The 26,059-nt window shown below is 67.2% G+C and carries 29 protein-coding genes; 15 read left to right on the top strand and 14 right to left on the bottom strand.

Going from position 1 to position 26,059, the window contains the following annotated elements; genetic code table 11:
* Nucleotides 1-387: 387 nt before the first annotated feature.
* On the bottom strand, nt 388-1,416 hold the full coding sequence (locus tag CKY28_RS18085; protein ID WP_095999796.1) for an IS110 family RNA-guided transposase: 1,029 nt from the start codon (nt 1,414-1,416) through the stop codon (nt 388-390).
* Between the two features lie 198 nt (nt 1,417-1,614).
* Here CKY28_RS18085 and CKY28_RS18080 point away from each other — a divergent pair, with 198 nt between their 5' ends.
* Nucleotides 1,615-1,920: a hypothetical protein gene (locus CKY28_RS18080; RefSeq protein ID WP_141244003.1), complete on the top strand. Its 306-nt coding sequence runs from the start codon at nt 1,615-1,617 to the stop codon at nt 1,918-1,920.
* Between the two features lie 678 nt (nt 1,921-2,598).
* On the opposite strand, the gene tnpC (CKY28_RS18075) is transcribed toward CKY28_RS18080, so the two are convergent.
* Together tnpC (CKY28_RS18075) and tnpB (CKY28_RS18070) are read right to left on the bottom strand one after the other, a co-directional pair.
* Nucleotides 2,599-4,059 carry an IS66 family transposase gene (gene tnpC, locus CKY28_RS18075; protein ID WP_095999799.1) on the bottom strand — a complete coding sequence of 487 codons (1,461 nt, stop codon included), beginning with the start codon at nt 4,057-4,059 and terminating at the stop codon, nt 2,599-2,601.
* A gap of 111 nt (nt 4,060-4,170) precedes the next feature.
* Nucleotides 4,171-4,518, bottom strand: coding sequence for an IS66 family insertion sequence element accessory protein TnpB (gene tnpB, locus CKY28_RS18070; RefSeq protein ID WP_095999794.1), 348 nt, complete (start codon nt 4,516-4,518; stop codon nt 4,171-4,173).
* A gap of 236 nt (nt 4,519-4,754) precedes the next feature.
* Here tnpB (CKY28_RS18070) and tnpA point away from each other — a divergent pair, with 236 nt between their 5' ends.
* The 7 genes from tnpA (at nt 4,755) to CKY28_RS18035 (ending at nt 10,362) form a co-directional block, all read left to right on the top strand.
* A complete protein-coding gene (tnpA, locus tag CKY28_RS18065) occupies nt 4,755-5,240 on the top strand; it encodes an IS66-like element accessory protein TnpA (protein ID WP_095999793.1) in 486 nt (161 codons plus the stop codon).
* Nucleotides 5,237-5,590 carry an IS66 family insertion sequence element accessory protein TnpB gene (gene tnpB, locus CKY28_RS18060; RefSeq protein WP_095999792.1) on the top strand — a complete coding sequence of 118 codons (354 nt, stop codon included), beginning with the start codon at nt 5,237-5,239 and terminating at the stop codon, nt 5,588-5,590. Before tnpA ends, tnpB (CKY28_RS18060) begins: the two co-directional genes overlap by 4 nt.
* 76 nt (nt 5,591-5,666) lie before the next feature.
* Nucleotides 5,667-7,298: an IS66 family transposase gene (gene tnpC, locus CKY28_RS18055; protein ID WP_095999791.1), complete on the top strand. Its 1,632-nt coding sequence runs from the start codon at nt 5,667-5,669 to the stop codon at nt 7,296-7,298.
* A gap of 328 nt (nt 7,299-7,626) precedes the next feature.
* The gene (locus CKY28_RS18050) at nt 7,627-8,502 is read left to right on the top strand and encodes an alpha/beta fold hydrolase (RefSeq protein WP_095999790.1); all 876 of its coding nucleotides are present in this window, start codon (nt 7,627-7,629) and stop codon (nt 8,500-8,502) included.
* Nucleotides 8,495-8,893, top strand: coding sequence for an antibiotic biosynthesis monooxygenase family protein (locus CKY28_RS18045; protein WP_217989621.1), 399 nt, complete (start codon nt 8,495-8,497; stop codon nt 8,891-8,893). The genes CKY28_RS18050 and CKY28_RS18045 overlap by 8 nt, the downstream gene beginning before the upstream one ends.
* A gap of 9 nt (nt 8,894-8,902) precedes the next feature.
* Complete coding sequence (locus CKY28_RS18040; RefSeq protein ID WP_095999789.1) at nt 8,903-9,793, top strand: DMT family transporter; 891 nt, start codon at nt 8,903-8,905, stop codon at nt 9,791-9,793.
* 44 nt (nt 9,794-9,837) lie between these two features.
* Complete coding sequence (locus tag CKY28_RS18035) at nt 9,838-10,362, top strand: CGNR zinc finger domain-containing protein (RefSeq protein ID WP_217989620.1); 525 nt, start codon at nt 9,838-9,840, stop codon at nt 10,360-10,362.
* 110 nt (nt 10,363-10,472) lie between these two features.
* Here the strand turns inward: CKY28_RS18035 and CKY28_RS18030 are convergent, their stop codons facing one another.
* Nucleotides 10,473-10,730: a transposase gene (locus CKY28_RS18030; protein ID WP_095999787.1), complete on the bottom strand. Its 258-nt coding sequence runs from the start codon at nt 10,728-10,730 to the stop codon at nt 10,473-10,475.
* A 264-nt stretch (nt 10,731-10,994) separates the two neighbouring features.
* Between CKY28_RS18030 and CKY28_RS18990 the strand changes: the two genes are divergently transcribed.
* Nucleotides 10,995-11,222 (top strand): excalibur calcium-binding domain-containing protein, encoded by a 228-nt coding sequence (locus tag CKY28_RS18990; RefSeq protein WP_245841929.1) that lies wholly within the window; start codon nt 10,995-10,997, stop codon nt 11,220-11,222.
* A 23-nt stretch (nt 11,223-11,245) separates the two neighbouring features.
* Here CKY28_RS18990 and CKY28_RS18020 read toward each other — a convergent pair whose 3' ends face one another.
* The 4 genes from CKY28_RS18020 to CKY28_RS18010 form a co-directional block, all read right to left on the bottom strand.
* Entirely contained in the window at nt 11,246-11,716 is a 471-nt protein-coding gene (locus CKY28_RS18020) for a Ros/MucR family transcriptional regulator (RefSeq protein WP_245841928.1), read from the bottom strand.
* A 273-nt stretch (nt 11,717-11,989) separates the two neighbouring features.
* Complete coding sequence (locus CKY28_RS19305; RefSeq protein WP_281253269.1) at nt 11,990-12,118, bottom strand: hypothetical protein; 129 nt, start codon at nt 12,116-12,118, stop codon at nt 11,990-11,992.
* A 48-nt stretch (nt 12,119-12,166) separates the two neighbouring features.
* Nucleotides 12,167-12,829 (bottom strand): NAD(P)H-binding protein, encoded by a 663-nt coding sequence (locus CKY28_RS18015; RefSeq protein WP_095999784.1) that lies wholly within the window; start codon nt 12,827-12,829, stop codon nt 12,167-12,169.
* A 99-nt stretch (nt 12,830-12,928) separates the two neighbouring features.
* Nucleotides 12,929-13,924 carry an MBL fold metallo-hydrolase gene (locus CKY28_RS18010; RefSeq protein WP_095999783.1) on the bottom strand — a complete coding sequence of 332 codons (996 nt, stop codon included), beginning with the start codon at nt 13,922-13,924 and terminating at the stop codon, nt 12,929-12,931.
* 77 nt (nt 13,925-14,001) lie between these two features.
* On the opposite strand from CKY28_RS18010, the gene CKY28_RS18005 reads away from it, so the two are divergent.
* The 3 genes from CKY28_RS18005 to CKY28_RS17995 are packed head-to-tail and all read left to right on the top strand — an operon-like array spanning nt 14,002 to nt 15,609.
* The gene (locus CKY28_RS18005; RefSeq protein ID WP_095999782.1) at nt 14,002-14,433 is read left to right on the top strand and encodes a DUF488 domain-containing protein; all 432 of its coding nucleotides are present in this window, start codon (nt 14,002-14,004) and stop codon (nt 14,431-14,433) included.
* Entirely contained in the window at nt 14,430-14,828 is a 399-nt protein-coding gene (locus tag CKY28_RS18000; RefSeq protein ID WP_095999781.1) for a reverse transcriptase-like protein, read from the top strand. Before CKY28_RS18005 ends, CKY28_RS18000 begins: the two co-directional genes overlap by 4 nt.
* A gap of 46 nt (nt 14,829-14,874) precedes the next feature.
* Nucleotides 14,875-15,609 carry a TrmH family RNA methyltransferase gene (locus tag CKY28_RS17995; protein ID WP_095999780.1) on the top strand — a complete coding sequence of 245 codons (735 nt, stop codon included), beginning with the start codon at nt 14,875-14,877 and terminating at the stop codon, nt 15,607-15,609.
* A gap of 228 nt (nt 15,610-15,837) precedes the next feature.
* Here the strand turns inward: CKY28_RS17995 and CKY28_RS17990 are convergent, their stop codons facing one another.
* On the bottom strand, nt 15,838-16,530 hold the full coding sequence (locus CKY28_RS17990; protein WP_095999779.1) for a hypothetical protein: 693 nt from the start codon (nt 16,528-16,530) through the stop codon (nt 15,838-15,840).
* Between the two features lie 148 nt (nt 16,531-16,678).
* Between CKY28_RS17990 and CKY28_RS19220 the strand changes: the two genes are divergently transcribed.
* Complete coding sequence (locus CKY28_RS19220) at nt 16,679-17,206, top strand: site-specific integrase (RefSeq protein ID WP_245841927.1); 528 nt, start codon at nt 16,679-16,681, stop codon at nt 17,204-17,206.
* Between the two features lie 185 nt (nt 17,207-17,391).
* On the opposite strand, the gene chrA is transcribed toward CKY28_RS19220, so the two are convergent.
* Nucleotides 17,392-18,582: a chromate efflux transporter gene (gene chrA, locus CKY28_RS17980; RefSeq protein WP_095999778.1), complete on the bottom strand. Its 1,191-nt coding sequence runs from the start codon at nt 18,580-18,582 to the stop codon at nt 17,392-17,394.
* 3 nt (nt 18,583-18,585) lie between these two features.
* Nucleotides 18,586-20,943, bottom strand: coding sequence for a TonB-dependent receptor (locus CKY28_RS17975; RefSeq protein WP_095999797.1), 2,358 nt, complete (start codon nt 20,941-20,943; stop codon nt 18,586-18,588).
* Nucleotides 20,944-21,517: 574 nt separating this feature from the next.
* On the opposite strand from CKY28_RS17975, the gene CKY28_RS17970 reads away from it, so the two are divergent.
* Nucleotides 21,518-23,449: a beta-propeller domain-containing protein gene (locus CKY28_RS17970; RefSeq protein WP_176473196.1), complete on the top strand. Its 1,932-nt coding sequence runs from the start codon at nt 21,518-21,520 to the stop codon at nt 23,447-23,449.
* Between the two features lie 186 nt (nt 23,450-23,635).
* Here CKY28_RS17970 and CKY28_RS17965 read toward each other — a convergent pair whose 3' ends face one another.
* Nucleotides 23,636-24,154: a hypothetical protein gene (locus CKY28_RS17965; RefSeq protein WP_095999776.1), complete on the bottom strand. Its 519-nt coding sequence runs from the start codon at nt 24,152-24,154 to the stop codon at nt 23,636-23,638.
* Nucleotides 24,155-24,353: 199 nt separating this feature from the next.
* Here CKY28_RS17965 and CKY28_RS17960 point away from each other — a divergent pair, with 199 nt between their 5' ends.
* Nucleotides 24,354-25,103, top strand: a complete 750-nt coding sequence (locus CKY28_RS17960) for a class I SAM-dependent methyltransferase (RefSeq protein ID WP_095999775.1) — start codon at nt 24,354-24,356, stop codon at nt 25,101-25,103.
* Between the two features lie 72 nt (nt 25,104-25,175).
* On the opposite strand, the gene CKY28_RS17955 is transcribed toward CKY28_RS17960, so the two are convergent.
* The gene (locus tag CKY28_RS17955; RefSeq protein WP_095999774.1) at nt 25,176-25,391 is read right to left on the bottom strand and encodes a hypothetical protein; all 216 of its coding nucleotides are present in this window, start codon (nt 25,389-25,391) and stop codon (nt 25,176-25,178) included.
* A 553-nt stretch (nt 25,392-25,944) separates the two neighbouring features.
* The coding region (locus CKY28_RS17950; protein WP_141243959.1) for an integrase core domain-containing protein at nt 25,945-26,059 on the bottom strand (115 nt) is incomplete at its 5' end.

The following is a 26,059-nucleotide window of genomic DNA, read 5'->3' as shown; positions in this document are numbered from 1 at the left end:
TTTGCGGAGAGGTCGCCGTGGCTACGTGCTCGTTCAGCCGTTCCCGCAAAGTCGAAGAAGGGGTGGATGTGTCGGTGACCCTCTCAGGAGGCGTGCTCACCGTTGAAGAGTGGTGGCACTAACGTCCTCTGTGGATGGCTCCCGCGTTGCAAGGGGTGATTTGACGTTCAGGCGTGTTGGTCGGGTGCAGTCTTCTGTCCGGCCTGTTGGTGCGGTCGGCATGTTGACCGCTGGCCCTGATGGTATCCGCGGAGCACGGGTCCCACTCTGCTTTGCGGGCTTGAACGCCCAAGACATTCGGCGGGGTGTTCCGGCTCCCGGTTCTGACCGGTTACGCCATCACGTCGCTTCGACCTTGCAACCTCGTGAAGCTGTGTTGTTCGTGGTTCAAGCCGCTGCGGCGATTGGGGCTCGGTAGCTCTCGCCGCGGGTCATGACGGCCCAGGCGATGCGCGCGGTCCGGTTTGCGGCGGCCACCGTGACCACGCGCACCGGCTTGCGCCCGAGCATGGCCGTGATGCGCGGGTCGACCGCCTCCGGTTTGGCCCGGGCGCGCCGAACCAGCGACGTCATGCCGACCACCAGGAGGCGGCGCAGGTAGCGGTCGCCCATGCGCGAGATCCTGCCCATGCGCTCCTTGCCGCCTGAACAGTTCTGAAGCGGGGTGAGCCCCAGCGATGCCGCAAACTGGCGACCCGAACGAAAGCGCTCGGGCTCCACGACCGAGGCGGCGAGCGCGGTGGCCGAGACCACGCCGACGCCGGGTATGGTCGCCAGCCGCTGCGACAGCTCGTTCTGCTTGTGCCAGGTGACGAGCTCGCGCTCGAGCGCGGCCAACCGGACTTGCACGGCACCGATCTGATCGGCAAGACCGGTCACCACCCGCTGGGCTAAGGCGGGCACGTCCGCCGCCTCCCCGGCCGACAGCCGAGCCGCGAGGCTGAGCGCATGGTGGAGCCCGCGCGCCATCTCGATGCCGAACTCGGCCAAGAGCCCGCGGACCATGTTCACGAGCTGGGTGCGCTGCTTGACCAGGAGGTCGCGGGTACGGTGCAGCGCCAAGGCCGCCTGTTGCTCGGCCGACTTCACCGGCACAAAGCGCATGCTCGGCCGCGTCACCGCCTCGCAGATCGCCTCCGCGTCATTGGCGTCCGTCTTGCCGCGCTTCACGTAGGGCTTGACGTACGCTGGCGGCATGAGCCGTACCTCGTGGCCGAGCTTGCCCAGCTCACGCGCCCAATGGTGCGACGTCCCGCACGCCTCCATGCCGATGAGACAACGCGGAAGCTTGGCGAAGAAGGGCAGCACCTGCCCTCGCCGGAGCGCCTTCCTGATTACCGCCGTGCCGGCAGCGTCAACCGCGTGGACCTGGAAAACGCTCTTGGCCAGATCAAGGCCGACCGTGCTAACCTCCATGTGGGTGGCTCCTCTCGCTTGTGGTCGCTTCGACAACTTCCACAAGCTTGGCACTCAGATGCCGTGAGCGGGAGCCATCCACCCCATCTGCTTTGGGTCGAAAGCGGACCACCGCCGAATGGTCGGCTAAGGGTGGAAAGCGGACATGGCCGGCTTCAAGTGCGCGGCCTTGTCCGGTACTATTCTCGTATGTCGGGGATGGAAGGCACCACATCAAAGCGGCAAGGGCTGCTCACGCGTCGTGAGCGGCTGTCGGTCCTCTTGGGTGTACCACTGCTGACCATGATCCTGTGCGTGGAGATTGCGCGGGTGTGGGCCGCGGTGCTCGGAAAGCCGCTGCTCATCACAAGCTTCATCGATCCCGATCTGACAGTGGAGTGGTCAGCGAACCCCTACTTGTTCCTGCTTGGGCTCGGCCTCCACGGCTTTATCATTCTGTTTGTAGCCGCAGCATTGTGGGTCCAGTCGTATCAGGCTTGGAGGTGGCTGCGTTCCCGGCATTGAATGTCAGCTAAGGGTGAAAGGCGGTCATTCGCTCCCGTCGGTCAGTTCTAGACCGACGTCACGTTCCAGTTCGCCCCGCCGATTGCGACTATCGAATGCGATGTGGAGCAGCGCGGCAACTGAGAACGCAACGACAGCCAAAACAGCCGCTGCGCTTTTGGCTTGCCCCGCCAAAACGCAGTACATGATGAAGACCCAAGCCGGATAAGCGACGAAAAGAGTGACCCCTTTCAACCACAGGGGAAGGGGCCGCCACCAGCTTGCGTAGGATGAACCGGCTCCCATCGGGGCCGAGTAACCGTAATTAGGCGACATTCGCAATCGGCCGTTGCTTCTGCTGGCATCCCGCCGCGAATGTCCGCTAGGGGTCGAAAGCGGACCGTAAGCGTCCGGTGATGTCGAAAGCTGACCGGGTTCGGCCTTTGTGGTAGCACGCTGGAATGTCGGCACAGAACGAGCGCTCGGAGAGGTCCAAACGGCAATGGTCCTCGGAACGTCGGGAAGCCGCAAGCCGCATACACCGACATATCTGGGCGCGCAGAGCATCTGAGCGGTTGATGATGCAGTATGCGGAAGCCGCGGCGATCTTGATGGCGGAGGGGTTCACCCATGTCGAGCGCGCGGATGGGGTCTTCGCACTGGAGGAACTCGGTGCGTTAGGACCGCAAGCGAAGCCGGTCAGGGCTTCGTGATCCGTCCGGCGCTGTGTTCCGTGCGGTAGTTCCAGGGCAGCAGCTCGGCGACGCGACGGGCCGGATGGTCCGAGATGCGCGCGATGGTGTCGGCGAGCCAAGCCTGCGGGTCCACGCCGTTCAGCTTGGCGGTCTCGACCAGGCTGTAGATGCTGGCGGCGCGGTGACCACCCTGGTCGGAGCCGGCGAACAGCCAGTTCTTGCGCCCGAGCGCGACACCCCGGAGCGACCGTTCGGCGGCGTTGTTGTCGATCTCCAGGCGGCCGTCATCGACGTAGCGGACGAGCGCTGGCCAGCGCGCGAGCGCGTAGCGGACCGCGACCGCCAGGTCCGAGCGCCGGGACAGCTTGGGTAGCGTCGTGTCGAGCCAACATCGGAGCTGGTCGAGCAACGGCCCGGCCCTGGCCTGGCGCTCCCGTCGCCGCTCGTTCGGCGGGCGGCCACGCACGTCCTCCTCGACCGCGTAGAGCCCGGCGGTGCGGCCGAGCGCCTCGCGCGCGGTGGCGGAGCCGGTTGCTGCGTAGACGTCGTAGAACTTGCGGCGGACGTGCGCCCAGCAGGCTACCTCCTGGATCCGGTCACCGTAGAGCCGGTCGAAGCCCGCATAGCCGTCGGCGTGCAGATCGCCCCGGAACGAGCGGAGGTGTTCGGCCGGGCGCTCGGCTTTCCGGTCGGGCGCATACCGGAACAGCACGGCGGGCGGGGCCTTGCCGCCAGCCCCACGCTCGTCCCGCACATAGGTCCAGAGTCTGCCCGTTTTGGTGCGGCCAACGCCAGGCGCGAGCACCGGGACCGGCGTGTCGTCGGCGTGGAGCGTAGAGCCGCCCATGACGTGGCGCTCGAGTGCGTCCACCAGCGGGTCGAGCAGCTTGGCCGAGCGCCCGACCCAGTCGGCCAGCGTCGAGCGCGCGAGGTCGACGCCGTGCCGGGCGTAGATGCCCGACTGACGGTAGAGCGGCAGATGGTCGGCGTATTTGGACACGAGCACATGCGCGAGGAGGCCGGCGCTGGGTCGGCCGCGCTCGATGGGCATGGCCGGTGCGGGCGCCTGGACGATGCGCTCGCACGACCGGCAGCTCAGCCGAGGCCGGACGTGGCGCACGACCCGGAACGAGGCGGGCACATAGTCCAGCTGCTCCGTCACATCCTCGCCCATGCGTCGCATGGTCCCGCCGCAGTCGGGGCAGACGCAGGGCGGCTCGTGCACGACATCCTCGCGGGCCAAGTGCTCAGAGAGCGGCTGGCGGTGCGGCTTGGCGGCGTCGCGGGCACGGGCAACCGCGGGCGGCACCCTGGCCGCGGCTTCCGCCTCGACCTCCTCAAGGCTGAGTTCCAGCTGGTCGGCCTCTCGCGTCAGCCGCTCCGACGAGCGCCCAAACGCCATGCGCCGGAGCTTGGCGACAAGCATGCGGAGCTGCTCCACCTCCGCGTCGGCGGCGACCAACATGGCCTTGAGCAGGCCGACATCGTCGGGCAGCGAGGCGGCGTCGAGCGACACGCCCGCTTATATCAGAACTGGACCGTTAACTCACGCGAAAACGACGGAAAACAGCCGTTCTTACCAGGCCAGCGTCGGTTGTGACGAGCGTATCGGATGCCGCCAGTCCACCCCTTCCAGCAACATGGAAAGCTGGGCTGGCGTGAGCACGGCCACGCCGTCGACGGTCGCCGGCCAGGTGAACCGACCGCGCTCGAGCCGCTTGGCGTGGAGCACTAGCCCCTGACCGTCCCACCACAGCAGCTTGACGAGATCGCCGCGCCGGCCCCGAAAGGCGTACACGGCACCGCCGAACGGGTCCTGGCGCAGCCGCTGCTGGACGAGCGCCGCCAGGCCACTAAACCCTTTGCGCATATTGGTGACCCCGGCCGCCAGATACACGCGGACGCCGGCGGGCGGGCCTATCACGCCAACGACGCCAGCACCGCCTTCAGCACGCGGGTGTCCACCGGTGGCGCGAGGCGGACACGTTGCCCGGTGCGACCGACCACCTCCACCACGCCTAGCCCAAGCGGATCAGGCTGCGCCTGGACGGTTGCACCCGCGTACGCGTCCGCTGTCCCCCGTGTTGCCTGCGTGAGTCGCCCCGAGCATGACCAGGCCCGTCCGGAGCCTCCTTTCGTGCTCCGAATGGAGCCTCTGGGATGAGCCGGGTCGAGATTATCGCGCGGACGGAGCGGCGGCGCAGCTACACGGACGAGCAGCGGGCCGAGGTGCTGGCGGAGGCGGCGCGACCGGGTGCGGTGGTAGCGCAGGTCGCTCGGCGTTACGGCATCGCCGAAAGCCTCATCTACGACTGGCGCAAGCGCCGCCGCTGCGCCGAGCCAACAGCGGGCGAGCCGCTGCGCATCGTTCCGTACGGCATGGTGGCCGAGTTGCCGTCCACCATAATAGAGACGAGCTCAGCCAAATCCGCCCATATTCTCGAGCCTGAGCCGCCGTCGCGCGCTCCAGCGCCGCACCGGCCGGGCTCTGAAGCTGCCGGTGACCGGCCCGACGCGGCTCGTCCCGAGCCTGAGCGCGGCGGCATCCAGGTCGACCTGCCGTCGGGCGTGCGCCTCACCGTCGACGCGCAGGTGAGCGAGAAGGCGCTGGCCCGGGTGTTCCGCGCCCTGCGGCACGCACCATGATCTCGCTCGCGGCCGGCACCAAGGTGTACCTGGCGAGCCGGCCGGTCAGTATGCGGCTCGGCTTCGACGGCTTGGCCGCGCTGGTCAGGCCCACCTTCGCGGCCGAGCCCTACTCGGGCCACGTGTTCTTGTTTCGGAGCCGGAGCGGCAACTACCTCAAGGCGCTCCACTGGGACGGGTCGGGCCTGGCGCTCTACGCCAAGCGCCTGGAGCGCGGCCGGTTCATCTGGCCGCCCCTCGTGGACGACGGTGTTGTGCTGACGCCGGCCCAGTTCGCGCTGCTCGTGGAGGCGATGGACTGGCGGCGCACAGTAGCGCCCGCGGCACCTCGCGTGCCGATGCAGATGTAGGCGGGATCAGCCTGGAAAAGCCCTGACTTCTGCCGTTTCCGCTTGGGGCCGAGTCGCCCGTCTGGTAAGGTGAAGCATGTCTCCAGACGTGGCCGAACTGCCTCAGGACCCCGAAGCGCTCCGGGCGTTCGCGGCCGAGATGCAGGCCCGGCTCGCGGCGTCCGAGCAGGCGTTGTGCGACGAGCGCGAGGCGCATGAGAAGACCCGTTCCGACCTGCAGCGGGCCGAGAACTCGCTCAAGCTGACGTCGCTCCAGATCGAGAAGCTGAAGGTGCAGCTCGCGCGGCTCCGGCGCATGAAGTTCGGTCAGTCGTCCGAACGCCTGGCCCAGCTCGCCGACCAGCTGGAGCTGACGCTTGAGGACCTGGAAGCCGAGCACGCCCACGCCGAGTGCGTTGTCGCAGACGCAGCTCCGCCGGACCAAGCCGCGCAACCCGGCCGCAAGCCGAAGCGCGAGCCGCTACCCGCGCACCTGCCGCGTGAGGAGGTCGTGCACGCCGCACCCGACGCCCACGGCTGCTCCGCCTGCGGCGGCTCCATGGCGCGCCTGGGTGAAGACGCGACGGAGGTGCTGGAGTATGTGCCCGGCCGCTTCCACGTCGTTCGCCATGTCCGCCCCAAGCTCGCCTGCTCGCGGTGCGATGCCATCACCCAGGCTCCGGCGCCGAGCCTGCCCGTGCCGCGGGGCCGCGCAGGGCCCAAGCTCCTGGCGCATGTCGCGGTGAGCAAGTTCGTCGACCACCTGCCGCTCTACCGCCAGTCGCGGATCTACGCTCGCGACGGCGTGGAGCTCAGCCGCTCGACCATGGCCGACTGGCTGGGTCAGGTGAGCTGGCTGTTGCAGCCCTTGGTCGACCACGTCGCTACCCACGTCATGGCGAGCCCCAAGCTCCACGCCGACGACACGCCGGTCCCGGTGCTCGCACCCGGCACGGGCAAGACCGCAACGGGCCGGCTATGGGTCTACTTGCGCGACAACCGACGATGGCGGCCCAGCGACAAGCCCGCGGCGCTGTTCCGCTACAGCCCGGACCGCAAGGGGGAGCGGCCCCGGGAGCATCTGGCGACCTTCTCCGGGCACCTGCAGGCGGACGCGTACGCCGGCTTCGAGCGGCTCTACGACCCGGACCGCAAGCCTGGGCCCATCACGCCCGTCGCGTGCTGGGCGCACGCCAGGCGCAAGCTCCACGAGGTGTTCACGGCCGACCCGTCGTCCGCGGCGAGCGAAGGCCTGCGCATCATCCGGGAGCTGTACGAGGTCGAGCGGGGCATCGCGCAGGACCCGCACGAGGACCGCCGCCGCGCGCGCAAGCTCTCGCGCATTCGTGCGCTCGACTTCTTCGCCTGGGCCGACGACATGCTCGCGCGAGCGTCCGCTCGCTCACCGCTTGCGGAAGCGCTGCGCTACGCGGTCAAGCTCAAGCCGGCGCTCCTGGCCTACACGGAGGACGGCCGGCTCGAGATCGACAACAACCTGGCCGAGAACGCGCTGCGCGGCATAGCGGTGGGCAGGAAGAACTGGCTGTTCGCAGGCGCGGACTGCGGGGGCGAGCGGGCGACCGCGATGCACACTCTGCTTCACACCGCCAAGCTGAACGGCATAGATCCGGAAGCGTGGCTCGCCGACGTGCTCGAACGGGTCGGGTGCGGACACCCCGTCAACAAGCTGGACGAGCTGCTGCCCTGGAGCTGGTCGGCGTTGTCCTGAACACCGGGATGACAGCGATTGCCGGGCGCGGGTGAATGCCGAACATTTGCTTGGGGTGGGGAGCGGACATTGTGAAACACGGTTCGGCCACCAGCGAACGGGCACGCAGCCGTCGCCCATTCGGCGGGTCACAACCGACCGGTTTTGACCTTCATTCCCTTTTCACAAAGTTCGTCGTCCTGGAACCCATAACCGGCTAAAGTTATTTTGCTGGTTAGAAGGATTTCGCATGGTCGTCTCGAGGCGTCAGTTCGTGGGAGCGGTCGGGACCGGGATGCTCGCGAGCTGCGCGCCGTCCGGCGCGGCGGAATCAACAGGGAGGCCCGGCATGGCAGGCGACGTTCGCCACCTGAGAACGACGATTGACGGGACGGACGTGTTCTATCGAGAGGCTGGGCCGGCCGATGCTCCCGTGCTGCTGCTCCCGCACGGCTATCCTTGCTCGTCGTTCCAGTTTCGCCGGCTCATGCCCGCGCTCGCCGATCGCTGGCGCACGGTCGCGCCCGACTATCCCGGCTTCGGTCATAGCGGCACGCCCGATCCCGCGACGTTCGGCTATGATTTTGACGCCTATGCCGGCTTCCTACGGAGCTTCGCCGATGCTCTCGGGCTCAAGCGCTATGCGCTCTGGCTGCACGACTATGGTTCGCAAGTCGGGCTCCGCCACGCCATAGCCTGCCCTGATCGGGTGACCGCCCTCATCATCCAGAACGGCGACATTTACGAGGACGTGCTTGGCCCCAAATACGAGACGATCAAGGCGTATTGGGCCGATAAGACGCCGGAGAAGCGCAAGCCCCTCGAAGACGCGGTGAACGAGGACGGCTTTCGCGCCGAGTTCGTCGGGGAAGTGGACAAGGGCGTCGCCGAGCGGGTGCCTCCCGATCTGTGGAAGCTGCATTGGCCGCTGATGGACACGCCCGTTCGTCGCCGGGTCGCGGTCGGGCTCATGGAGAAGCTGGAAGCGAACCTGGCCTGGTTCCCCCGCTACCAAGCCTATCTGCGTGAACACCGGCCGCCCACGCTGATTCTTTGGGGGCCGGAGGACGGCTATATGCCGGCCGCTTCGGGACGCGCTTACCTGCGCGACCTGCCCGACGCCGAACTTCATCTGCTCGACGGGGCCGGTCACTGGCTGCTGGAAACGCACTTCGGGGAGGCGCTGCCGCTCGTGCGCGACTTCCTCGGCCGCGTCCATGCTTAATCGCCGCGCCGTGCTGGCGATGGCCGGCGCGGCGCTCCTGCCCGCCTGCCTCAAGGAGTCCACCATGCCGACCAAGCCCACGATCGCGCGCATCTGGCGCGGCCGCACCCGTCGCGAGGTCGCCGACCGCTATGAACCCTACCTGCGCGCGGAAGGCATCCCGCCGCTCGAAAAGACGGCGCTCGGCGTCCAGCTCTTTCGCGAGGACCGCGACAACGAAAGCTGGTTCGTCACGATCTCCTATTGGGCCGACATGGAAGCCATGACGGCCTTCACCAAGGGCGAACCGACCAAGGTTCACCATCTCGATCGCGACCCCGAGTTTCTGATCGAGCTGCCCGAGCGGATCGAAATCCACCGCATCCTGGTCAACGAACAGGGCCTGCGCTGAGCCGCTAGGGTGGGCCGGAACCTCGCCTATTTCGCGACCATGTCGCTGATCTGGGGCCTGACCTGGGCGGCGATCAAGTTCGGCCTGACGGACCTCCCGCCGCTCCTTCTCGCGGCCTCGCGCTACCTGCTCACCGCCGCGCTGCTGGTGGTGACGGCGCGCGGGGCTGGCGCGGCATTCGCCGATGGGCGCTCAGGGCGAACGATCACGTCCGCCCTCTTGGTCAACACCGGCACCTACGGGCTGCTGTTCTGGGGGATGCAGCACGTCCCCTCGGGGCTGTCCGGCCTGGTTAACCTCGCGCTGATCCCCGTCATGCTGTTCGCGCTCGCCGCCCTGACGGGAGAGGAACGCCCGACCTGGCGACACGCCGTTGCGCTCGCGATCGGCCTGGCGGGGTTGGTCGGCCTGTTCTGGACGCGGCTGGGGGAGGGGAGCGGCGGAAGCGGCCTCGGGCTCGCCGCGATCGTCGCCGGGACCGCCTGCTACTGCCTGGGGAGCGTGGTCGCGCGCCCGCTGGTCGGGCCGGTCAAGCCGCTCGCCCTCACCCTGGTTCAAGCCGCGATCGGCGGGGCGACCCTGCTCGCCCTCTCGCTCGCGTTCGAGCCGATCACGGCCGCGACGCTCTCCAAGCTCATCACGCCCACGGCACTAGGGAGCCTACTGTTCCTGTCACTGCTGGGCACCATTGTCGCCTACACCATCTACCTCGTGCTGATGCGCGAGTGGGGCACGGTGCGCGCCGGCCTCTACGCCTTCGTCTCGCCGATCGTCGCGCTCGCTGCCGGCGCGCTGCTGTTTGGGGAACGCATCGGCTGGGCCGAAATCGGCGGAACGCTGCTGCTGCTCGTCGCGGCCGGAGTCGCGCTGCTGCGGCCCCAGGAGCGAAGCGACGCCTGAACGATTGATGCCCTATGTCCGCTCATCCGCCGTTGCCGCACCGCGTGGCGGGCGATCTCGCCCTCGATCTCGCCAACACCATAGGCTGGCGGGGAACGCTCCGCGAAATCGATTACCTCGCCGATGCTGATGATATTGCCGCCTGGGCGCGCATGGTCGGGCTGGTCGAACCGTCCTACACCGTGCCGGATGCGGCGCGGGACGCGCTCGTGGCGGACGTGCATGGGCTGCGCGCCGCGATCATGGATGCGGGCGCGACGATCGCCACCGGCTCCACGCCAAGGGGGGAGTCCATGGCGACGATCCGCGACATGGCCGCTCGGAGCCTAGAAGTTGCCTCGCTGAACGGCGCGCCCGCCACCCTGACGTTCGCGCCGGATGATCGGATCGTGGGGCCGCTCGCCTGGGCGGCTCTTGACCTCCTGCGGGGCAGCGAACTCGATCGGCTGAAACAGTGCCCGCCGAATGATTGCCGCTGGTTGTTCCTCGATCGAACAAAGAATCGATCGCGGCGCTGGTGCGACATGGCGACGTGCGGGAATCGAGAGAAGGCGCGCCGCTCGCGGTGATGTTGCTGTTCGCGATGGTGTCACAACCGAACGGTTATGACACCGTCAACGATGTCCGTTCCAGTCCCAAGCGGACATAGCTGCTGTCCTCGACGGTGATGGGCGGACGCTTACGCACCCGCCACCTCGACGGGCACGAACGTGGGGGCCGGCAGCGCCGCCGGCTCGAGCGCGAGCCCGTCGCGCAGCAGCTTACGCCGCCAGCGGTAGATCAGCGACGAGCACACCCGGTGACGCCTCCCGACCTCGCCCACGCTCGCGCCCGGCAGCATCGCCTCCGACACGATCCGCGCCTTGTCGTCGTCGCTGAACCGTCGCCGGGGCTCCGCCCCGACGCCCTCCGTCAGCTCGATGATCCGCGTAGCCATAGTGCCGCACCAGTGCCTGCCACAGTGCCGCACCTGTGGCTTGCGGCTCACGCCAGACGCAAGGCGGGGCAGACCGGACGGTTACAGCGGACCTCCGTTAGCTACTCAGCAACGCACCTCTGCGACGCTCGTCGCGTGGCGGAGCGCTATCCTAACTTTAGGCGAGCACAACGCTCGCGCGGTCCTTACCAGCAGCGTCCGCACACTCGCCGGCCTGCCCTGCCCCGCCCGTTCTTGGGCCAGCTCGCGAGCGCGTCACTCTTCGTGGGTCTGGTCACCTGGACGGTGACGCCGCAGCTCCAGAGCCTCTGGACCGTGAGCACGAATCCGACGGAGGGGGTCGAGGTTGCCGAGCGCTCGGTCTACTATGCGCGGTGTGCGGACGCGCGTGCCGCTGGAGCGGCGCCGATCCACCGCGGCTCGCCGGGTTACCGGAACGAGCTGGACGCTGACAATGACGGGGTCGCTTGCGAGCCCTATCGGGGCTGGTGAGCGTAGGTGGGCGCTGACGCGGCTCAAGCGCCGACGGTCTTCCCGCGAGCACGCTTGGGTGCGTCCGACGCGGCTGCGCCCGTGTCCTCAGGCGCGGCGCTCTGCGCAGGCTTGCGCCCTAGCCCGATCCGCTTGGCCATGGCGCGGCGCGCCTCCGAGTAGTTCGCCGCCGTCATCGGGTAATCAGGCTTGAGTCCGTAGCGCTCGCGATACTGCTCGGGCGTAAGACCACGAGTTGCGAGGTGCCGGCGCAAGGTCTTGTACGGCTTGCCGTCGATCATGGACACGATGTGGTCGGGGTTCGCGAGGCTCTTCCTCACCGACACGGCGGGCGTGAACGCTTCCGCCTCCGGCTCCTCCGCCGTTACGGCTTGCGGCTGCTCGAGCCCGCTCACGGCCTCGTACATGCGCGCGAGGAACGTCGGCACTTCGTCCGCGCTCGCACGCGTGCTCGGGTTGCGGAGCCACGCGGCCGTGATCTCGGCGGCAAGCACAAGCTTCTCGTTCCCATCGGACAAGCTGGTCGGCGCTCCCCTGTCTGGTCTTCAACTCCGCACCGGCGCAGGTCCGAGACTTACATCCATAACGGATGCGACCGGCTCTAAGGTCACGGCCACGTCCCGTCAAAGCTGCAAGGAAGCTCGGGCCGCTGGTTCTGCTCTCAGCTTTCCGCGACGCTCAGCACGCGCGCCACATCCGGAGTGCCTTTACCGGTCGGAAGCGGGCAAATGGCAGGCGTCCACCCGAGGTCGAGAGCGGAGTGGCGACTACGCGGCTAGGCCCAAATACGGGCGCAACGCCTCGCCGGGCGTGGCGCGCGGCGGCAGGATGCGCGCGGCTATGTCAATCTTTTGCGCGGGCGCAGTCGACGCCAGCAAGCCCATCAGGATCGCCATAGCCGCTCGCCGCCTCGCCTGTTCCTCGTTTCCGGTTGGCAGGCGACGCTAGCCCGCGTGCCTGCCGTCCGCCAGCGCGCGCAGCTCGCGGTTGTGATGGACGTAGATGCCGGGCGCCGCTGCGCCGATCAGCCGCTCAATCGCTGCGGCGACCGTGGTCGCGGGCAAGGCGGCGTAGCGGTCGAGCCGCCCTAGCAGCAGCGGGTCCAGAAACGGCGCGAGGCGTTGCGCCAGCCGCTCGCCCGGCCGCCGCTCCGCGCGCTCTCCTAGGAGCAGCCCCGGCCGGACCAGGTCCACGCGCTGGAAGCCGAGAGCGCGCACGCCCACCTCCGCTTCGCCCTTCACCCGCAGGTAGAAGCTGCGCGCGCCCGCGCCCACTGAGGTGACGAGCACGAAGCGGCGCGCGCCTCGCGCCCGTGCCGCGCGCGCGACCGCCAAGACATAGTCGCGATCGACGCGCCGAAACGCGGCCTGCGAGCCCGCGGCGCGGATCGTCGTGCCGAGGCAGGAGACGCCGACGTCGACCGGTTCTGACCCGAACGCTTCCACCGGATCGGCCGCCAGCGCCTCGAAGTCGATCGCGCTCTCCTCAGCGCGACGTGGCGACCGCACCAAGCTGGTCAGCACCACGTCGCCGCGCGCGAGCAGCCGACCGGTAAGGAGCCCACCGACGAGCCCCGTGCCGCCGGCAAGCAGAACACGGACGGTCACGCGGCTAACTCCTTGGCTATCGCCTTGCCCGCTCCCGTCAGATTGGGGCAGGTGTAGCGCAGTTGAGCGCCGTGCTTACGGTACCGTTCCGTCCACACCTCAGTTCTCCTTAGCCTCAGACGATTGCCAGCTGTCCCCCGGCTTCATCGCCAAGAAGCGAGCAGGCTTGATCCCGCGTGCCAGCAGCGCGCTCGTGAGAGCATGCCTCGGGGCATCTCTCCCCTCGTTCGTCAGCTGGAACGTGCCCCAGTGCACGCCGAGCGCCTGAGCCGCGCCGCAGTCGAGCATGATGCGGACTGCTTCGTCCGGATCGACGTGCTGGTCGCGCATGAACCAGCGCGGCTCATAGGCGCCGATCGGGATGATCGCGACGTCCGGCGCGCCGTAGCGGGTGCGGATGTCGCGGAAGATCGCGCCGTCGCCGTAGCCGGTGTCGCCGACGACGTAGACCAGGTGCTCGGGCGTGCGGATCACGAAGCCGCACCATAGCGCCATGCGCCGGTCGCCGCCCCGGCGCGCCGACCAGTGGTGGGCGGGTACGGCGGTGATGCCAACGCCCTTGCGCAGCTCGTGCGCGTCGTGCCAGTCGAGCGCGACCGTATTCGCGCCGGGCACAGCCGCGCCGATAATCGCGTCGTTGCCGAGCGCGGTCACGATCCGGGGCCGATGCGCGGCGTGGAGCCGGCGCAATGTGGGCATGTCCATGTGGTCATAATGGTTGTGCGTGACGAGCACGGCGTCGATCGGCGGCAGGTCATGAAGCGCGACGCCCGGCCGCGCCACCCGCTTGGGCCCGGCCCAGGAGACAGGGCTGGCGCGCTCCGACCAGACCGGGTCGACAAGGATATTCTGCCCCGCCACCTGGATCAGCACGCTGGCATGGCCGATCATCGTAACGGCGAGCCCGTCGACGCAGAGCTCCGGCTTGACCTGCCGGACCTCCACGGCGAGGGGCCAGCGCGCCCTGCCGCCGCCCAGTTGCCAGCGGAGCAGCTGCCCAAAGCTTCGGTCGGTGCTCGGCTGGCCGGGGTTGAAGAAGCGCAGACCGTCGAAGTGATCGGACGGCGGGCCGGCGTAGTAGCGGTTGCGAGGCATGGGCGGAGGATCGGCGCTCGGCGGACCCGGCGCAAGCGGCGCTGGTCTCCTACGGTTCCTCAGCCCATGTTGCCGGGATGCGAATCTTCACCATCGGCTACGAAGGCGCGACGCAGGCCGAGCTGATCGCGGCGCTCCATGCGGCGCGTGTCGAGATCCTGGCCGACATACGCGCCGTCCCGCTCTCGCGCCGCCCGGGCTTCTCCAAGAACGTCCTGGCGAACGGGCTGTGCGACGCGGGCATCGACTATGTCGGGCTGAAGGCGCTCGGCACGCCCACGGAAGGCCGTGAAGCGGCGCGACGCGGTGACCACGCGACTCTCGCCCGCGTCTACGCCGGCCAGCTCGAGCTGCCCGACGCTATGGCGCAAGGAGCGCAGCTCCTGGCGCTCGCGGCCGAACGGCGCACCGCGCTCCTGTGCTTCGAGCGCGAGCCCGCCGGCTGCCACCGTTCGCTGCTCATCGAGGCGCTCATGCCGGAAGCGACCGTGACGCACCTGTTCCCATGACCGGACGGCTCACGCTCCACTTCGACGGCGGCTGCCGGCCCAACCCGGGCCCGATCGAGACGGCGGTGGTTATGCGCGGGGTGGCGCACTTCCGCGACGACCTGGGATCCGGCGACAACAACGAAGCCGAGTGGCTGGCCCTGCTTCACGCCGTCGCGCTTGCGCGAGCGGCTAGTGCCGACGACGTGCTCCTCGTCGGCGACTCCGCCGTGGTGATCGGACAGGCGAGCGGCAGGACCAAGTGCCGCAGCCCGCAGCTTCAGCCGCACCTCGACGCGTTCAAGGCGGCGATCGCCGGGATCGCGCGTGTGCGGTGCAGGCTCGTGCCCCGGTCCAAGAACCTGGCCGGTATCGCGCTGGCGCGCAGGCGGGATTCCGCCGCATCGCCGGGGTGAGGCACGACCCGCTTCGCCTTGGAAGTTGACGAGGCTAGTCGAAGCCATGCCCAGCTTTGTCGAGATCGCGGACCCCGCCGACCCTCGCATCGAGGCGTATCGCGACGTCCGCGAACGCGACCTGGTCGGCCGCGCGGGGCTGTTCGTCGCCGAGGGCAAGGTGGTTGTCGAGAAGCTGGTCGGGAGCGCGCTGCACCGGCCGATGTCCCTGCTGATTGCAACCAAGCGCCTGGAGGGGCTTCGCCCGCTCCTAACCCAACTTGCCGACCACGTACCCGTCTTCGTGGCCGCGCAACCCGTGATGGACGCGATCGCCGGCTTTCCGATGCATCGGGGTATCCCGGCTATTGGCCGCCGCGTCGAGACGCCGACCGCCGACGCGCTCTTGGCTGGGCTGCGCGGCGACGTCGACGTGCTTCTGCTGTCCGGCATTGCCAATCACGACAACATGGGCGGCGTCTTCGGCAACGCCGCCGCTTGCGGGGCGGCCGCGGTGCTGCTCGACGCCGACTGCTGCGACCCGCTCTACCGCAAGGCGATCCGAGTGTCGGTTGGGGCGGCGCTACTGGTGCCCTTCGCCCGGCTAGAGCGCGGAGAGGACCCGCTGTCCTTGCTGACACGGCACCGCTTCGGGGTGGTCGCACTCAGCCCCGCGGGCGCGGCGCAGCTGGCCGACTGGCGTCCGGGCCGACGTAACGCGATGTTGCTGGGCGCCGAAGGACCGGGCTTGCCAAGCCCGTGTGCCGACCGGAGAACAAGATCGCCGGCTTCGTCTCGCTAGTGATGGCGCTAGGTTTAACGTCCGCGGAGCAAGCCGCTCCAGTGGAGGTGTGGATGAGCGTGCTCTGACCCACGATCGTCACGCTCACATGACGGCCCGATCTCAATGAGCAGATCGCCGCGGTCGCACATACCCGCTCGACTTCTCCGCCTCGCGACAAATTACTGTCGAAGTGGTAATCGTCTGAAGCATAGGGTCGATCGCAAGACCGACCCCATGCCCTACGCCTCAGAACTCGGGATCGGGCGCGGTTGCGCCCGTCGTGAACGTCGGCTTGTAGACGTAGTACGTCAATCCGTGCGCCTGGTACGTGCTGAGCAGTGTGACGCCATCGGCCACCCTACCGCTCGTGTCCACGATGGATAGAGCAGAGCCGCCGAAGTCTCCCTCGGCGACCAGATCACCGCTGCCAAAGGGGTCCAGGGAAAAGGGGAGAGTGGATATGATCCGATCTTCGCTGCCGAAGTTCGCGATCGTGTCCCGGCCCGAACCCGAGTCGAGAGCGCCATCAAAGAAGAACGTGTCCGCGACGTTGGTCCTGCCCGTGAAGGAGTCCTGGCCAACGGTTCCCTCGATCGCACCCTTGGGCCGCACGGCCGCACTCGCGTAGACGTACTGCCCGTCTCCGTTCTCACCCAGGTAGCGCAGACCCTTGAGCGGGTTTATGTCGTAGAACCTGATCGTATGCGAGGAGGCGTCGGGCTGACCGAGGTCGAGAATGCCGTTGTTGCCGAATTGGATTATGCCGTCCTTGTTGCCGTCGTAAAGTTTCTCCTTGGTGAGCAACTGGCTCTTACCTGAGAACTCTTCGATATACTGGCTACCCCCATCATCGTCAGCGATGATATAGGTGTTTCCGTAATACTTTGTGATTGAATAGTAGTCCTTGCTGGGAACCGGCTTCGCAGCTCTAAGCACCATGATTTCTCTCCCCCGCTAAAAGCGGGCCATGTGTAATTTGAGCGAGCGCGCTCGTCCACAGCGAAGTAAGGTGAACCTCACGCCACGACGCCGGGTGTGATGTCCTAGCTGAGACTGACCAGCGAGCGAACCTCGCCGTGGTAAGTAGATGATGGGAGTTTTCCGTCAGCTACTCGGCCTTGAAAAGAAGTCCATCGAACAGCCCACCACCGCGACCGCGCAGCAGGTCCGCGCCGACATAGAAGCGGACAGCCGCCGCGCAGGTGAGGTGGTCACCGTCACCACCCGCGACGGCAACATGCTGACATTGCGCACTCGTACGGGCCGGGCCACTATGCAGCAGAAAAGCAAACAGCCGGTCCAGTTCGAGCTGATGGACACGGCCCGGAATACAACACGCGCATGTCTGGAGCCGCGCGGCAGAAGGCTCACCGACTACATGTGCCTGAGCCGGAGTGACTACATGGCGCACATGAGAATGCGGCAGTACCCGCGCTTGATTGGCGAGTGGGTTATCAGCACCGGCCTGCAGTTTCATGAGTATGGGACGCCCTCACTTCGGTGTCCCAAGGGGTCCATCATCTACAGAGCCACTGGCAAGGTGCGCGCCGTGCAGATCCTGCTCGGCCATGCTGGAGGTCGAGAGCACGACCCGCTATCTGGCCGTCGACGTTGAGGATGCCATGAAGTCTGCAGAGCGAGCCGAAGTCTGAGCGGACCCGCTTCCAGAGGCTCAGCTCCGTTCGGGTGCTGCTGAGTACCAGACGTAAATGCCTGTTGCGGTATATTGCCGATATTCCGGAACCTGACCATCCACTCTCAGCGTTCGCGACTCGGCAATAAAGCTAGCGGCCGTCGAGTTCAGCCGAGTGCGAGCACTCCCACCAGCGCCCCCACCGCGAGGATGGCGGGCGTGGCGAGCTTGCTGCGCCAGCGGTAGGCGACGGCCAGCGCCGCGGCGAAGATGAGCGCGCTCGCGAGCAGGCTGGGCGTGCGGACGGCGGCCGTGCGGGCGAGGTCGACGGTGGTCACCGCGATCAGGCCGACCACGCCCGCCGCGACGCCGGCCAGGAAGAGCTGGAGGCGTTTGTGCTCGGCCAGCGCCTCCAGCCGCTCGTAGAAGAGGAGCGAAAAGGCGAAGGCGGGGAGGAACATGCCCGCCGTGATCGCGAGCGCGCCGGCGGGGCCGCCGCTGACCCAGCCGACGAAGGTGGCGAAGATGACGAGCGGCGCGGGGAGCACGCCCGACAGGCCGAGCCCGTCGAGGAACTGCGCGTCGGTCATCCAGCCGCGGCCCACCGTATCGTTCCGGATGAAGGGGATGGCGGTGTAGGCGCCGCCGAAGGTCAGGAGCCCGCCCTTGAGCCCCGCCCAGAACAGCGCGGCGGCGGTGGGGGCGGCGGCGCCCGCGCCCGCGGCGGCGGCTTCGGGGCGGGCGAGGAGGGCTAGGGCAGCGACCGACGCGCCGACGACGAGCGCCGCCGCGGCGAGCGCGGGGCGGCGCGTCGCGGCGAGCGCATAGGCCGCGCCGACGGTGGGGAGCACGATCCAGAAGCTGACGCCCGCGAGCGACGCCGCGGCCGCGCCGAGGGCGGCCGCCCAGAGCTTGGGGTCGGTGAGGATGTGCTCGCCGATGCGGTGGACGGCGCGGACGACCACGGCGATCACCGCCGCCTGTACGCCGAGGAACGCCGCGCCGAGCGCCGTGCCGCGGATGGGCAGGCGGGTATAGGCCCAGGCGAGGAGCAGCATCAGCAGGAGGCCCGGCAGCATGAAGCCTAGGCCCGCCAGGAGGCCGCCCAGCCTGCCCTTGGCGCGGACGCCCAGATGGACGCAGAGCTCGTGCGCCTCGGGGCCGGGGAGCACCTGCATGACGGCGAGCAGGCGGTTGAAGCGGTCGGAGGAGATCCAGCGCTCCTCGTCGACGAGCTCGCGGCGGATCATCGCGATCTGCGCGACGGGGCCGCCGAACGCCAGCGCGCCGAAGCGCAGGAAGCGGAGGAACAGCGCCCAGTGAGTGAGCGCGGGCGGGCGGGGGTCGGTCGGGTCCATGGCTCAGAAGGCGCGGCTGATCGTGACGCCGTAGGTCCGGGGGTCGCCCGGCTGGCCGACGATGAGGCCGGTGCTGCCCGATTGGACGCTGAGCACGTCGAAATACTCCTCGTCGAAGGCGTTGCGGAGCCAGCCGAAGATGTTCCAGCCGTCCGACTTGAAGCCGAGCCGGAAATTGTGGAGCGAGTAGCCGTCCACATAGGTGTAGACGGACGGCGACGGGTTGGACGAGAAACGCGAGCGGTGGCTGGCGTCGTAGCCGAGGTAGAAGCGGCCGTCGACGTCGCCGAGCCGCGTAGGCACGCCGTATTCCGCGCCCCAGGACGCGGCCCATTTGGACACGCCGGGCAGGACCTGACCGGAGATGTCGCAGTTGGGCGGGCTCTGCGCGCCGCCCGTCAGCTCGGGCGGGCAGGGGGCGTCGACGAAGCGGGCGTATTCGGCGTCGGTATAGGCGGCGTTGGCGTAGAGGCTGAGGCGCTCGGTCGGGCGAAAGGCGGTGTCGAGCTCGAGCCCCCGCGTGCGCACCTTGCCGGCGTTGGCGAGGTAGCCGCGGAGCACGCCCACCTGGTTGTTGGTGACGGTGGCCTGATAGTCCTCGATCTCCGTCCAGAAAGCGGCGAGGTTCACGGTCGCGCGGCGGTCGAGGAACTGCGTCTTGAGGCCGAGCTCGAAGTGGTTGACCTTTTCGGGCTCGACGCTGGCGACCGAAAGGATGGGGTCGTTGGCGGCGTCGAGCGGGAGGCCCGACAGGTTGATGCCGCCCGACTTGTAGCTGCGCGCATAGGTCGCGTAGCCGTTGACGGTGTCGGAAAATTGGTAGGCGAGCGTGAGGTCGCCCGACAGGTTCCATTGGCTGAAGCGGGGCTCGTAGGCTTGCGGCGCGAGCACGCCGCGCTGATCGGCGGTGAGGGTCGTGCTGCCCATTCCCGTGGTGACGACGGAGACGTAGCTCCCCTTCTTGCGGTCGTAGTTGAGGCGGAGGCCGGGCGAGATCGAGAGGCGGTCCGTGGGGCGCCAGGTGAGCTTGCCGAACAGGGCGGCGCTGGTGTTCGAGAAGGCGATGGTGTTGCGCGCGGTCAGCCCGTCCAGTACGTTGTTCCGCGCCCCGGCGCTCGTCGGGTTGAGCAGGAAGGCGCTGGCGGCGGAGCCCTGGACCTGGAGCCCTTGCGTGTCGATCGTCTGGTGGAAGAGGAACAGGCCGGCGACGTAATCGAGCGCGCCGCGGCCGTTGGAGGCGTAGCGGAGCTCCTGGCTCCACTGTTCCTGCTGCGAGGGGTTGGCGGAGACGGTGGTGATGGGCAGGCCGATGAAGTCGCGGTCGTTCGACGGGTCCCAGTCCCAGAAGCGGTAGGCGCTGACGGAGGTGAGCGTGCCGGGGCCGAGGTCCCACTCGGCGAGCAGCGAGAGGCCGCCGAGCTTCTGCTTGGCGCGGATCTCGGTGTCGACGTCGGTCAGCCGGTCGAAGGGGTCGGTCGAGGGGACGGCGTAGCCCTGCGCCGCCGCGAGCGCGGGATATCGGCGGTTCGCCGGGCGCTGCGTGTCGCCGACTCGGGCGTAATATTGTACGCAGCAGTTCGGGTCCTGGCGGTTATAGTCGCCCGTGAGCGTGAGGTCCAAATTGTCCGCCGCGCGCCATAGGATCTGCGCGCGGACGCCCTGGTTATCCTGGCTGTTCTGCCATTCGCGGCTCCGGACGTTGTAGATCGTGCCGCGGCGCGTGGTGATCGAGGTGGAGAGGCGGATCGCGACGGCGTCCGCGACGAGCGGGCCGGAGGCGGACGCCTTGACCTGGACGAACTCGTAATCGCCCAGCGACAGCTCGGCGCGCGCCTCGGGCTCGAAGCTGGGGCGGCGGGTGACGATGTTGATCGCGCCGGCGGTGGTGTTCTTGCCGTAGAGCGTGCCCTGCGGGCCGCGCAGCACCTCGATCCGTTCGGTGTCGGTGAAGTCGAACGAGGCGGACGCGATGCGGCTGTAATAGACCTGGTCGACATAGATGCCCACGCCCTGTTCGATGCCGTCGTTGGTGAGCCCGAACGGCGCGCCGAGCCCGCGGATGTTCGCGGCGGAGTTGCGCGGGTTGGTGGAGTAGAATTGGAGCGACGGCTGGAGTTGGGTGAGGCGGCTGACATTGTAGGCCCCCGTCTCCGCGATCGCCTCGCCGCCGATGACGGAGATGGCGAGGGGTACGCGCTGCACCGACTCCGAGCGCCGCCGCGCGGTGACGACCACGTCGCCGCTCCCCTGCTGCGCGGGGCCGAGGCGGCCCGTAGGCTCCTCCTGCGCCGGTTCCGGTTCCGGGGTCGGCGGCGGGGCGGCGGTCTGTAGGCCGAGAAGCAGCGCGAGCGTGGTCGACATGGGCATAGGCTCCCGATCGTCGCGCCCAATCTCTACCTACTCAGGGGATTATCAACTCAGGCCGCCTTGGGCCGGGACAAGCTTAGCTAAGGTAGGAGCCACTGGCTGCTCGGACTACTCGGCACCAGGACGGAACATCGAGCCCGTAGCGATCCTGCGCGTACATCCTGAGCAGATTCAGGCGCCTAACAGTCACCTCGAGCCGGTGACCATGTGGGTTGGGCGGCTCACGCTTCGTAATCAGGCGGTACTCCGCGCGGACCTCCACAACGCGGCAAGGCCCGTAGTTGCTTCGCGCAACGTAGTCGATCAGACCGGAGCTGGCCGGCCTTTTTTTGACTGGCTGATCGAGACGGGCCGATGCCGTATGTCATCCATGCAGCGGCGAGGACACACAAGCGGCCACTCCGCGGCAATCGAGCCCTCCCCAAAACCGACCGCTCATTCACTTTCTGCTGCATCGGCACCTTGTGGTGAATTCGACCGATGACACACTCGCGCGTCTGCTTGCGTCGGCGCGGAGGAGCAATATGCTTCGAGCCAGATCAGGGAGAGGCGAATGCGAGTGTTCTGGATGGTGATGCTCGCCGGGCTCATCGGAACTACGGCACCGCAGGCCGCGCTCGCACAGGCGAACACGCTGAAGGCTTTCGCGAATGACAAGGAACTCGTCACCTTCCTGAAACGGAGGGTCGCCCGCCAGCAGCGCAGCCATGCGGCCCTGCTACCGCCACCTATGCCTGCGCCACCACCGCCTGCGCCCGAGACCTCGGCAGCGGCTCCGGTCGTCGCCGCGCCTTCGCCGATGGACGACTCGTCCAACATCGTCGTGACCAGCACGAAGGCTGCAACGCCTAACATCACTAACACGCAGGAGGTGGACGTCGACGAAGGCGGCATCGTGAAGGTGCACGGCGACCACCTGGTCGTGCTTCGGCGCGGTCGGCTGTTCACCGTCGCGCTCGGCGACCGCGCAATGCGCGCCGTCGATCGGATTGACGCCTTTCCGCCGGGCACTTCGGGCGAGGATGCTTGGTACGACGAGATGCTGATTTCCGGCGATCGAGTCATCGTGGTCGGCTACAGCTATGCGCGCGGCGGCACGGAGGTGAACCGCTTCGACATCGCCGTCGACGGCCGATTACGCTTCGTGGACAGCCACCACCTGCGATCAAACGACTACTACTCCTCGAGCAACTATGCCTCCCGGCTGATCGGCAGCCGGTTGATCTTCTATACACCTCTCGATCTCGACATCGAGGAGCCGATCGTGGCGCAGCTGCCCGCGTTGCGGCGCTGGATCGGATCGCCGAAGGGCACCTTCGAGCGAACCGCGCCCGCGACGCGCATCTACCTGCCTCAGCCTCTCCGGCGCGATCCCGATGCCGATCTCAACACGCTCCACACCGTGACCACTTGCGATCTGGCCGCCGAGCGGTTCGCCTGTCGAGCAGTTGGCGTGCTCGGGTCGGAGTCGCGCAACTTCTATGTCTCGGGCAACGCCGTCTACGTCTGGATCTCCGACGCTTTCACCGCGGAAGAGGCGGACAATCGAGCGATCGTCTACCGCCTGCCGCTCGACGGAGGACGACCGGGCGCGGCACAGGCTTGGGGCGGGCCGGTCGACCGGTTCTCCTTCCGCGAGGACCGCAAGGCCCGCGCTCTCGACGTGCTGGTGCGGGCCGACAGCAACGGCGAGCGGATGTGGCGCGCGGAGGTGAGCGAGGGCGATGCCGCGCTCCTCCACCTGCCCCTTGACATTTTTGGTGATGGCTCGGCGACCGCGCCCCGGCGCGCCTACCGGCCGCTGCCCCTCAACCGTGACCCGGACTGGTCTTTTCACAACCGCTTTGTGGGACGCAACCTCGTCTACTCCGCAGGCGAGTTCCCGCAGGAGGCGGGGGTGAAGACAGTGTTCGTCGTCCCGCTCGGCGGCGGACCGATCGCGCAGGTGAGCGCGCCGCACGGGGTCGATCGGATCGATATGATGGGCGTGGACGCGGTCGTCATCGGCAGCGACGCGCGCGAGCGGCTCGGCTTCAGCGCGATCGAGCTCGCCGGGGCGACGCCGCGGCTCGGCGACACCTTTTTCCTGCCGACGGCGCGCGAGGGCGAGCGACGCAGCCAGGCCTTCTTCTACCGCCCCGACGCCGGTAGCCCCGATGGCGCGTCGGGCGTACTCGGCTTACCGATCAGCCGCGATCTCGGCGGTCGCCCGGCGGCGCGTTTCCTCGGGTCGGGCTCGGCCGTCGCCTACCTACGCCGCGACCGGCGACGTTTCACGCCGGCAGGCGAACTTGCCGCTCAGGCTGAACGCGCCCGCGATGATGGGTGTCAAGCATCCTGTGTCGATTGGTACGGCAATGCCCGCCCAATCTTCCTGGGCGACCGCACCTTTGCGCTGATGGGCTACGAGCTGGTCGAGGGGCAGCTGCGAGATGGAAGGATAACGGAGACGGGCCGGCTAGATTTTGCACCAACGCTCCCGATCGTGCGCGTGAAATAGCGACCCAGAGGCGGCCGTCAACGGCTATATCCCCGCCGCTTAACAACGAACATCCATTCATATCAGCTCGGACCAAGCTCGGCGAACGCCGCTGTCGACCTGAACGGGGTAGTCCGCAAAGCGCAGACCCGGCGCGAATGTCCGCAATCGGGTGGGAGGCAGACATCCGCTGCGCCGCGGCTGACGCTAAAGGTGATGCGCTTTCAGTATCGGCTCCATCGTTGGTGACCAACGGTATTGCCCATTCGACTCGTGCGCGTATCCAAGCCTCGCCAAGTCGCGCATGAGCGGTCGTAGGTCGAACGGCCCGGAGCCTTCGGGCTCATCGTAATACTTTGCTTGGAACGACTCGCGAGAGGTGCACAACCAAGTCTCGCCGCCAACGGCGACCAATGCGTCGACGGCTCTCTCGATTTCGAAACCGCTGTCGATCAGAAAGTCAGCATAATGTGAGATCGCGTCGGAACGAATAACAAAGCGATGCCTGCGCCCCTCATCGAAGAGAACACCAATGGAGCGAAGAAATTGAAAGAAGTGCTCGCCAGCGCTTAAGCTACCGTGATGGTAGAATATGCCGTCTTCGCCAACCCAGGACTCAACATACGGCTGATTATTCCAGAATAACCCGGCCCTCAATATGAACGTCAGCACGCGCTTGTTTAACGCCTTATCCTCAGTCTCGCTCAACCCGTCCGCGCCAGTCATACTGATTCCATTTTCCCATGATCGAAGCAGAGTGGCTTAGCCGCCTGCGCGTGACGAAATTCCTAGATACCAATGTCCGCAATGGGTCGAAAGCGGACCACCGCTGAATGCTGGCTCGGGGTGAAGAGCGGGCGTAAGCGTTCGCAAGCTGGTGGTCGCGCAATGACGCGGCGGCGGATCGGGTGTATGTGGTCGCGTGATGGTGGGAAGTGATCCGTCGGACGCGCACGACATCTACGACCCCGCCTTCGTGAAGGGCGTCTTCGACCGATGCTCCGATCGGTACATCGCGTTCAGCTGGCTCTGCTCCTTCGGCTTCACCGAGCGTTGGCGTAAGCAGTGCGTGGCAGCTCTGCCGCTGCACGCTCATGAACCCGCCAGCGGGTACGACCTCATGGCGGGCACGGGCGAGGTCTGGCCACATCTGCTGAAGCGCTTCCCCGCGGTCGCGGCGATCACGGCTGTGGACATCTCAGCCGGCATGCATCGCCGTGCGCTGGACCGCCTACATCGGCATCGGGCCCACAAGATCCGCTTCGTGGAGGATGACGTTCTCGAGAGCCGCCTTTCGCCGGACAGCGCGGACTTTATCATATCCACCTTCGGACTGAAGACGTTCAACACCGGCCAGCACGAGCGGCTCGCCGATCTCATTGCGGTTACTCTGCGACCTGGCGGCGCTTTCTCCCTGATCGAGGCATCGGACCCGCGCGGATGGTGGCTACGTCCGCTCTATCTTTTGCACCTGAAAGTGGTACTCCCGCTTTTCGAGCGCTTCGTGCTGCGGGGAGCGCAGGACTTCGCCATGATCGGTACGTACTCCACCAACTTCGGCGATGCGTCCGGGCTGACGGCCATGTTACGCGAGCGAGGGCTGGAGGTCCGATACACGCGATACTTCTTCGGTTGCGCGACAGGCGTCAGCGGGACGAAAGCTGCCGACGAATAGATGTGCTTGGCGTTCGTAGCTGTTGTGAGGCGGACCATACCCGAATGTCGGCTACGGGTGGAAAGTAGACGTTCAGCGCCAGATGGCTCTACCCTTGCCATAACCGGGGTAGCGCCTCTCGAACTCATCCATGAAGCGCAGCCGGACACCGTTCAGGTCGCTAACGAGTGTGTCAGAGAAGTCAGCCTCTTTCGCCTCATCGAGCAGATCGAACAGCCCTAACATCACCTGCTGCATCCGCTCGGCAGGATCCGTCGGCACACCATACTCGTCTCGTTCGACGCTCATTCGGGCAACCTACATCCGATCGGTATGTCTGCAACGGGTGGGGAGCGGACCTCAGTCCGAACTAGATGCGGTGACGTTCCCGAGAAGGTCGAAGGGCCTCTCGGTCTCAGTCATGTCGATACCAGCATTACGTAGTAGCGGCTCCAAACTCTCGTACAGCTTTGGCATATGATGGCTGTACCAGTCGGCGTGTTTGGCTTGCGAGACAGTGACGGCATACCGCCAATCCGCCCACGGTGATTCCACTCGCAATTCAGCCAATCGACGTCGTACATCTCGAATGATCCGCCGATCGGCTTCGCTCTTATACATGTTCGACTTATCGTCTCCGTCTCAGGCGTCTGGCATGGGTCGACCGCGGACCCTCAGTCGACCGACTCCTTCCACGCAATGAACGCTGTTCGGATGCGCTCTCGACGTGTCCACGCGGTAAGTCGCTCCACCTGTTCAAACGTCGGAAAGTCAGCATCCAAATGCTTCCGTCCAAAAGCGAAGGAGCCGTCACTTTCGACGCGCCACGTGATGGCCTCGGGCCTGATACTGTTGTTGCCCCCTAAAGGCCTGACGGGGTCTCGCGGGTTTGGGTGATGTACTCGCGGGGTGATCTGTAGCCCAGCGCCCTGTGCGGGTGGACGTCGTTGTAGTGGGCGAACCAGCGGGGAAGCTGG

Source organism: Sphingomonas lenta (assembly GCF_002288825.1).
Classification (GTDB): Bacteria; Pseudomonadota; Alphaproteobacteria; order Sphingomonadales; family Sphingomonadaceae; genus Sphingomonas; species Sphingomonas lenta.
Note: the sequence above shows the minus strand (reverse complement) of the source record. Positions and strands in the feature narration are given on the sequence as shown.